This window comes from Pseudomonas sp. GW456-E7, from assembly GCF_059424105.1.
Genome location: NZ_JBWKZB010000090.1, coordinates 1 through 9,035, shown reverse-complemented (window position 1 = coordinate 9,035; position 9,035 = coordinate 1). Strand labels below are relative to the sequence as shown.

General features: G+C 63.3%; 7 protein-coding genes. 5 read left to right on the top strand and 2 right to left on the bottom strand.

Translation table 11 applies throughout. The annotated features are described in order from the left end of the window. The first annotated feature begins 98 nt into the window (after positions 1-98). Complete coding sequence (locus tag AC07YV_RS29290; RefSeq protein WP_102702742.1) at positions 99-1,049, top strand: GlxA family transcriptional regulator; 951 nt, start codon at positions 99-101, stop codon at positions 1,047-1,049. A 161-nt stretch (positions 1,050-1,210) separates the two neighbouring features. Further along, positions 1,211-2,695: an ATP-binding protein gene (locus tag AC07YV_RS29285; protein WP_102702743.1), complete on the top strand. Its 1,485-nt coding sequence runs from the start codon at positions 1,211-1,213 to the stop codon at positions 2,693-2,695. Here AC07YV_RS29285 and AC07YV_RS29280 read toward each other — a convergent pair. Next, complete coding sequence (locus tag AC07YV_RS29280) at positions 2,660-5,464, bottom strand: ATP-binding protein (protein ID WP_102702744.1); 2,805 nt, start codon at positions 5,462-5,464, stop codon at positions 2,660-2,662. The two genes, AC07YV_RS29285 and AC07YV_RS29280, sit on opposite strands and share 36 nt — an antisense overlap. A gap of 408 nt (positions 5,465-5,872) precedes the next feature. On the opposite strand from AC07YV_RS29280, the gene AC07YV_RS29275 reads away from it, so the two are divergent. Both AC07YV_RS29275 and AC07YV_RS29270 read left to right on the top strand, forming a co-directional pair. Next, positions 5,873-6,448 carry a flavodoxin family protein gene (locus tag AC07YV_RS29275; RefSeq protein WP_102702745.1) on the top strand — a complete coding sequence of 192 codons (576 nt, stop codon included), beginning with the start codon at positions 5,873-5,875 and terminating at the stop codon, positions 6,446-6,448. A gap of 35 nt (positions 6,449-6,483) precedes the next feature. Next, positions 6,484-7,308, top strand: a complete 825-nt coding sequence (locus AC07YV_RS29270; RefSeq protein WP_102702746.1) for an alpha/beta fold hydrolase — start codon at positions 6,484-6,486, stop codon at positions 7,306-7,308. Between the two features lie 36 nt (positions 7,309-7,344). On the opposite strand, the gene AC07YV_RS29265 is transcribed toward AC07YV_RS29270, so the two are convergent. Further along, entirely contained in the window at positions 7,345-7,800 is a 456-nt protein-coding gene (locus tag AC07YV_RS29265; protein WP_102702747.1) for a helix-turn-helix domain-containing protein, read from the bottom strand. A 158-nt stretch (positions 7,801-7,958) separates the two neighbouring features. Between AC07YV_RS29265 and AC07YV_RS29260 the strand changes: the two genes are divergently transcribed. Next, on the top strand, positions 7,959-8,876 hold the full coding sequence (locus tag AC07YV_RS29260; protein ID WP_102702748.1) for a LysR family transcriptional regulator: 918 nt from the start codon (positions 7,959-7,961) through the stop codon (positions 8,874-8,876). The last annotated feature ends 159 nt before the right edge of the window (positions 8,877-9,035 follow it).

Here is a 9,035-nt window from a genome sequence, read left to right as displayed (position 1 = left end):
CAGTCAACATCCATGCTGACTGACCCACCGCATTCGCGAGCAAGCCCGCTCCCACAGAGGATGTGCACCGTCTCAATTAATCCAGTGAATTCCAATCCATGAAAACCGTGGCAATGGTGCTGTTTCCCGACTTTCTCCTGCTCGATATGGCCGGGCCCATGGAAGTGTTTTCCATCGCCAATCGTTATCTGAAACCCGACGATCACTATGTGCTGTCGACCATCGGCACCGAACCCGGCGCATTGCGCGCATCCAATGGCGTGAGCGTGCAGGCCGACCGGCACATCGACCAGGCCTGCGAAGGGTTTGATTTGCTGCTGGTACCCGGCGGTCCCGGTGCCTACAGCGAAAAGTATCCGCCGTTGCTCGACTGGCTCAGGCACAACGTGAGCCGGTCCGCCGCTTATGGCTCGATCTGCACCGGAGCGTTCGTGTTGGGGCATGCGGGCTTGCTCGACGGCTATCGCGTCACCACCCACTGGCACTACACCGAGCGGCTGATCAAGGGCTTTGCGAAGGCGACCGTCGAGACCGACCAGATCTTTGTCCAGGACCGCAACCTGATCACCTCCGGCGGCGTCACCGCCGGGATCGACCTGGCGTTGTCGGTGGTGGCGCAGGACCACGGCAAAAAAATCGCCCAGGACGTGGCCAAGGTCTTGCTGGTGGTGATGAAGCGTCAGGGCGGGCAGGCACAGTTCAGCCCGCTGATGGCGGCGGTGGCGCCTCACGAAACGCCGATCACCCGCGTGCAGAACCATGTGCTCGAGCACCTCGACGAGTCCTTCAGCATCGAGCGCATGGCGAGCCTGGCCAACATGAGCCCGCGGCATTTCTCCAGGGTGTTCGCCCGGGAGGTGGACATGACGCCGATGGAGTTTCTGCAAAGCGCGCGCATCGATTGCGCCAGGAACCTGCTGGAAACCAGCGAGTTGCCGCTCAAGACCGTGGCCTTCAAAAGCGGCTTCGGCAGCGTGCGGCACATGCGTTTTCTGTTCAGTGAAAAGCTTGGCCTGACCCCGACCCAATACCGCGAGCAGTTCAGCTAGCGCGCATGTCCGTTGCGCGCACCGCAATGGCCGTGACGCTCCCCCCGTGGCGGTTGTACCGTCACAGAGGGCTGCCAAGATACGAGGTAACTCATTGCAAGGAAGGTGCGGAGCCTGGATGGACTCACGTGCCAGATCAGGTGTCCCGCGAGTGACTGCCCATGAACAGCCTCAGAGATGTCAGCAACGAAGCGGTGCTTCAGTTCGGACCCTACGCTTTCCACCTCAGTCAGCGCCTGGTGCTGGAGGGCGATCGACCGCTGCGTCTGGGCGGCCGCGCCCTTGACGTGTTGCAGGTGCTGGTCGAGCACGCGGGCTCGGTGGTCAGCAAGGACGAGTTGATTGCGCAGGTCTGGCCACGCTCCGTGGTCGAAGAGATCAACCTGCGGGTGCACATCGCCGCCCTGCGTCGGGCCTTGGGCGACGGGCAGAACGGTCAGTGCTACATCGTCAACATTCCCCAGCGCGGCTACAGTTTTGTCGCCCCGGTACAGCATTCGCCGCAGCCCGTAGCGTTCCCCAGCGAGACCGTAAAAAAGCCCCTGCACAACTTGCCGGCGCGGCTCACACCGATCACCGGGCGCGATGCGGTGGTCGGCAGCCTGGTGCGGCAGTTGCCGGTGCGCCGATTCATGACCCTGGTCGGGCCTTGCGGGATCGGCAAGACCACCGTGGCTTTGCGCGTGGCCGAACTGTTGTTGCAGCACTATCGGCACGGCGTGTGGCTGGTGGACCTGGCGGCGATCGATGACCCGGCGCAAGTGACCGATCACCTCACACGAACCCTTGGGCTGGAGGTGGGCACCACGCTGGAGGCGCTGGCGCAGCGACATGCCTTGTTGGTCCTGGACAACTGCGAGCATCTGCTCGAGCGCTGCCGGACGTTGGTCGAGACACTGCTGCAATCGATGCCGCGACTGTCGATCCTTGCCACCAGCCGCGAGCCACTCAAGGCCGTGGGTGAAACCCTGTTGCGTCTGCCACCGCTGGCGGTGCCGCCGGCGTCAGCGCTGCGCAGCGTTGCCGAGGTCATGGGCTATTCGGCGGTGCAGTTGTTCGTCAGCCGTGCCCGGGCCCGTCAGCAGGGCTTCACCTTGCGCGAACAAGACCTCAGGGTCGTGCGCGAAATCTGCCGGCGCCTCGACGGCCTGCCGCTGGCGATTGAATTGGCGGCAGCGCAAATCGATGCGCTGGCACTGGTGGGGTTGCAGGCGCAACTCGATAACTGTTTTCAGTTGCTGTCCCAGGGGCGCCGTACGGCCGTCCCCCGGCATCAGACGCTCAAGGCTGCACTGGACTGGAGCTACGAACGGTTGACTGCGCTGGAACAATCCGTGTTGCAGCGTTTGGCGGTATTCAAGATGGCCTTCACCCAGGACGCCGCGATAGGCGCGATCAGCGGCGACGCGTTACCGGTCGCCGAGCTGATCGAGGTGCTGGACAACCTCGCGCTCAAATCAATGCTGTCCCTGGAGCAGGGCGGCGGAGTGATCCGTTACCGCTTCCTCAACACCACCCGCACCTACGCCCTGGAAAAGCTCGAACTCAGTGGGCAGTTGCGCACCCTCGAAATGCGTTATGCCGGGTACGACAGTCAAACGCCCCGGCCTTCAGGCCGGCAAGTGACCATGCAACTCACCGAGTAAATGACGGACTGCCTTCAGGTCCGGCGTGGCAAAACCTTCGGTGAAGCGCTGGTAGACCGGCGCCAGCAATTTATGCGCCCGTTGGTGGCGGCCCTGGCGCTGCCACAATTGCGCCAGCGAGGTGGCGCTGCGCAGCTCCCAGGTCAGGGCGCCCTGGGTTCTTGCCACGTCGAGTGCCTTGAGCAGCACGGTTTCAGCCATCGCGGCGTTGGCCGGACAATCCGTTGCCAGCAGCGTCTCGGCCCTGGCCCGCAGAATCTCTGCCGTGCTCCAGCCCGACGCGCCGCTCTGCGCACGTTCGAGCAAGTCGTCATCGACGCAGGTGGAATCCAGCGTGACCATGATGTCTTTGATCAATCCGACACTTCGTTGCCGGGCAGGCGCGACATCCACGCCGCCGATCACCTGCGCGTAGTGTTGCGCCCAGGTATGGAACAGCAGGACCGAGTGTTTCTGCGCCTGTTGCAGCAGCAGGCGCAGGAGTTCGCGGGCGCTGCGGGTGTCACCGTTGTAGTAGGCGATCAGGCAGCCGGCGAGCGCCAGGGTGTAGCAGATCGACGTGCCGTGGTTGATCTGCAACGCGATGTCCAGCGCCTGCCGGGCTGCACGCCAGGCCTGTTCCGGTTGGCCCCGCAGCCAGAGGATGCGCGCCTGGATGGTCAGCGCCGCGACACTCTGGTCGTATTGCACGCCGAAGCCATGGGTGAACCGGTTGAGATGACCACTGTGGGCCATGCGTTGCAGTACCTGTTCGGCATGCTCCCCGGCCTGTTGCTGGTCGCCGGAAAAATGCAGGGCGAGCACCCGCAATCGATGGGTGCTCAGGGATAACAGGGCGTCGTCATGCAGCCCCAGTTGATCGAATTGCCGGCTCTGTTGCAGGGCCATCTGGTATTGGCCGCAACTGAGATTGACCGCCAGGTGACCGGAAATCGCCCGCAGTTGACCGGCCACATCGTTGAGTCGGCTGGCCAGGGTCCTGGCACTGACAAAGGCGCCAACGGTTTCGGCGCTCGCGCCTTGAACGTGGTAACAGGCACTGCCCAGGGCCAGTTTGAGGGTCATCTGCAAACGCGGGCACGGCTCGGCAGACTGCTCGAGCAGGGCCAGGGCCTTGCGCACATAACCGCCGTGTTCCTTGAGCAGTGACAGCTCCTGCCACAGGGGCGTGGACGTCGCGGCCAGGCGTATCGCCCGGGCTTGTGGCCCTTGCCCGTGCAGACCCCAGTCGAGGGCCGCGCGGATGTCCTCCAGGGTGCGGCCATAGCGCTCGAGCCACAGGCCGGTCGAGGTGTTCTCCCATTCGTCCTGCGCCTGTTGCATCAGCGCCAGGCAACGCTCGGCATGGCGCTCCCGCGTGCCGGGCAGGTCGGGGCTTTGCGCGAGTTTTTCCAAAGCATGGCTGCGGGTGGTATCGAGCAGACGGTAGTAGACATCCTCATCGCCCACCTCCACGTTCAACAGGGACTTGGCGACCAGTTGGGTGATCGAGCCGAAGACTTCGCGAGGTTCGATGTGGTCGCCGACAATCACCGCCGCTGCCGACTCCAGGGTGAAGCCGCCGCGAAACACACTCAGTCGGCGCAGGCAGGTCTTTTCGCAGGCGTTGAGCAGCTCGAAGCTCCAGTCCAATGTCGCGCGCAGGGTCTGATGGCGTGCCGGGGGCGTCTGGCAGGACTGGGTCAACACCCGGAAACTGCTGTGCAACTGCGCCAGCAAGCCGGCTAATCCGAAGTTGCCCACTTGTGCCGCCGCCAGTTCGATGGCCAGTGGAATGCCGTCCAGTCGGTGGCAGATGTCGATCAATAGCGGCAGTTCATCGTCCGTCAGCTCAAAGCTGTCGTGGCTGGCCATGGCCCGCTCGACAAACAGTTGCAGGGCGGAAAAGGTCATGGCCTGGGCTCGGTCGAGGACGGCGATGGGGGGTGGGCAGTCGAGTGATGCCAGGCGCTGGACGAATTCGCCGTCGGCCCGCAGGCTCTCGCGGCTGGTGGCAAGAATGTGCACGTGCGGCGCACTGCGCAGAATGTTTTCGCAGAGCAGGGCGATGGCGTCGACCAGGTGTTCGCAGTTGTCGATGACCAACAGCATTTGCCTGTCACGCAGACAGTCGGCAAGGCCGCTCAGGGGCTCGTCATCGTGCAGGGCCAGTTCGAGCAACGTCGCCAGGTGGCCGTCGATCATCAGCGGGCAGTTGATCGGGGCCAGGTCCAGCAGGCGAATGCCGTCCCGGTAGCGACCGATCATTTGTTCGGCGACTCGCAAGGCCACGGTGGTCTTGCCGATGCCGCCGGGACCGACGAGGGTGATGAAGCGCTGGCGCGGCAGTTGCACCACCAGATTGTCGACCAGCGTCCGCCGGCCGATCATGCGTGTGCGGCGTACCGGCAGGTTATGCCGGCTCGGTGTGCAGGCCTCGGGTGCTGGTGGTTGTTCGACCTGCTCCCGTGAGTGCGGTGCGACGAAGCTGTACCCGCGCTGGGCCACGGTGACGATGTAGCGCTGGCCGGCCTGGCCGTCGCCGAGCGCCTTGCGCAACGCGGCCATGTGCACCCGCAGGTTGATGTCTTCGACCACGCTGTCGGGCCAGACCCGGGCGATCAATTGCTGCTTGCTGACCACGTTGCCGGCGTGCTCCAGCAGGATCAACAGGATGTCCATGGCGCGCCGGCCCAGGCGCAAGGGCTGGTCGGCCTCCATCACCAGGCGTTGTCCGGGGTAGACCCGGTAGGGGCCGAAATGCACAGCCTGTTCGGGGGAAAGGGTCAACGAGTCGCTCCTGCTGCAGCCGTCTGGTTCGCGGTTTACGAGCATATTCCTCAGGTTTTTTACGCAGTGCAACGTGCCGCCCGGGTGACTGAAGAGGCAGGCATTGACTCTAGCGTATCGGCCAGTGGCCGAGGGTCCCGTGATTATTGGGCGCGACGGATGGACAGGTTCTGCCGCGGCTTTTTGCGCACCATGGAAAATTAACAACGTTTAACTCGTCGCGTGCCCGGTCTTCGCCCAAAACTCTCCTTCTTCAACTTCCACTGAAGGCAGGGATGAAATGTCAGTCAGCCGCGAGCAGCTCGATGTGGGAGCGAGCCTGCTCGCGAAGGCGGTGTCACATTCAGCCTGTGCGGTGATTGACACAGCGCTTTCGCGAGCAGGCTCGCTCCCACAAAGGACACCGCAATGAGCAACGTGGTGGTGGTCTATCACAGTGGCTACGGGCACACCCGGGTCATGGCCGAAGCCGTGGCCGCGGGCGTGGAGCGGCACCTGGGCAGCACCTGCCAGTTGATCCCGGTCGAGGAAGTGGACGAGCACTGGGCGCGGCTGCACAACGCCGACGCCATCATCTTCGGTGCGCCGACCTACATGGGCAGCGCCTCGGCGGCCTTCAAGGCGTTCATGGAGGCCACGGCGGCGTTCTACCTGGCCCAGCCCTGGCGCGACAAACTCGCGGCGGGCTTCACCAATTCCGGCTGCCTGTGCGGCGACAAACTCAACACCTTGCTGCAGATGGCGGTGTTCGCCGCGCAGCACTCGATGATCTGGGTCGGCCTCGACCTGCTGCCGGCGCGTTCCAGTACCGGCGTGTTCAACGGCCAACTCAATCGCCTGGGCAGCTCACTGGGCGCCATGGCCCAGTCGAATGTCGAGCAATCCCCCGACGATGCGCCGCCTCCCGAAGATCGCTGCACCGCCGCGCACCTGGGCGAACGGGTGGCGCGCCTGGCCGATCGCCTGAACCGACTTGCGGTTTGATTCCCCCCCCAACCCTCGTTAAGGAGGCATTACCCATGAGCACCTTCACTACCCGCGACGGCGTCGAGATTTACTACAAGGACTGGGGCACCGGTCAGCCGATTGTCTTCAGCCACGGCTGGCCACTGAACGCCGACAGTTGGGAATCGCAGATGATCTTCCTGGCCTCCAACGGCTACCGGGTCATCGCCCACGACCGACGCGGTCACGGGCGTTCCGGCCAGCCATGGTCGGGCAATGACATGGACCATTACGCCGACGATCTGGCGCAGTTGATCGAGCTGCTCGACCTGCAAGACGCCGTGCTGTTCGGCTTCTCCACTGGCGGCGGCGAGGTGGCGCGCTACATCGGTCGCCACGGCACCGGCCGCGTGGCCAAGGCCGGGTTGATTTCCGCGGTGCCGCCCTTGATGCTCAAGACCGAAGCCAACCCCGGCGGCCTGCCGCTCGATGTATTCGACGGCATCCGCCAGGCTTCGCTGGCCGACCGCTCGCAGCTCTACATTGACCTCGCCAGCGGGCCGTTTTTCGGCTTCAACAAACCTGGCGCGAAACCGTCCCAGGGCATGATCGACTGGTTCTGGATGCAAGGCATGATGGCCGGCCACAAGAACGCCCATGACTGCATCAAGGCGTTCTCGGAAACCGACTTCACCGAAGACTTGAAGAAGTTCGACGTGCCGACGCTGGTGGTGCATGGCGACGCGGATCAGGTCGTGCCTTACGAGGCGGCGGGTGTCTCCTCGGCCAGGCTGGTGAAAGGCTCGACCCTGAAGATTTACCCGGGCGCCCCTCACGGGCTGACGGATACCCACAAGGATCAGCTCAATGCTGACCTGTTGGCGTTCTTGAAAGGTTAGAAAGCCAGATCAAAAGATCGCAGCCTTCGGCAGCTCCTACACAGTAGCGTGCATGCATGTAGGAGCTGCCGAAGGCTGCGATCTTTTGCTTCTAAGTCCAGGCACCCTCTGGCAGCGCCACGCAAACGGATTGATGCCTTCGCTGCGGGTGAAGAGGTGGCAGAAGTGCGCCTGATCGCAGAAACCGCATTCGAGGCTGATCTGCGTCAGGCTCATGTCGGTGTACTGGATCAATTGCTTGGCCAGGGTGATGCGTTGCCGGCGAATCCAGTCCTGCGGCGAGAGTCCGGTGCTGCACTTGAAGGCACGGGAGAAATGACTGCGCGAGAGGGCGCAGGCCTGTGCCAGTTCAGTGACTTCCAGGCTGTCGCCGAGGCGCTCGAGGATCAGTTGTTTAACCAGCCGTTCGCGCTGCGGGCTGAGGCCGCCGGTGCTTTTCTTTGGCACAGGCGTGAATGGCGCGGGCGCGGCATTTTGCTGAACGTGAGCCATGGTAAATGTCCGAGTCGGTAGGCTTCATTTTTGGACCCGAAGGCTCTGGCTTGCGAGTTAATCGTTGTTAATTCCGCGTTCAGCGCGGGACGTCCCGGGTAAAGTCAGACACACTTCCCAACCTCGCGCCTGGCCGAACACACAAGGGAACCGTGCTTATGAACCGTAACGATCTGCGTCGCGTCGACATGAACCTGCTGGTGATTTTCGAGGCGTTGATGTTCGAGAAGAACCTGACCCGCGTCGCGGAAAAACTGTTCATGGGCCAACCGGCGGTGAGTGCCGCGCTGGGGCGACTGCGCGATCTGTTCGACGACCCGTTGCTGCTGCGCAACGGTCGCGGGATGGAACCGACGGCGCGGGCGCTGGCGATTCTCAAGGAGCTGCAGCCGGCGATGGACACCATTTCCGGTGCGGTCAGCCGGGCCAAGGAGTTCGATCCGATGACCAGTTGCGATGTGTTCCGCATCGGGCTGTCGGACGATGCCGAGTTCGGTTTGTTTCCGCCGTTGCTGCGTCAGTTGCAAGAGGAAGCACCGGGCATCGTCGTGGTCGTGCGGCGGGCCAATTACCTGTTGATGCCGGCGCTGCTGGCGTCGGGGGAGATCTCGGTGGGCGTGAGTTACACCACGGACCTGCCGGCCAATGCCAAGCGCAAGAAGCTGCGCGATATTCCCTGCAAAGTGCTGCGCGGTGATACCCGGCCGGGGGCTCTGACCCTGGATGAATACTGCGAACGGCCCCATGCGATGGTGTCGTTTTCCGGTGACTTGAGCGGCAATATCGATCTGGATCTGGCGAAGGTCGGGCGCAGTCGTCGTGTGGTGCTGGGGGTGCCGCAGTTCAGTGGGTTGCGGGCGTTGCTTGCGGGGACGGAGATGATCGCTACCGTGCCGGATTATGCGGCGTGTGCGTTGGTGGAGGGATGCGGGTTGCGTGCCGAGGATCCGCCGTTCGAGATTGAGGCGGCGCAGTTGTCGATGGCCTGGAGCGGGGTGCATGACAATGATCCGGCGGAGCGGTGGTTGCGGGCGCGGATTGGGCAGTTCATGTCTTTGGCTTTGGATATTTCTTAGGGGTTGACCTTGGCGGCCTCTGGGCCGACCAGGCTCTTGGTTGATTGAGTACATATCCGTTGCTGCGGTAACGGCGGCTGGCGGTTTCGCCCTTACGGCGACTCCCTTTTTTACAAGCGCCTAAAAAAGGAAGCAAAAAACGCTCGCCCCTTACGTACG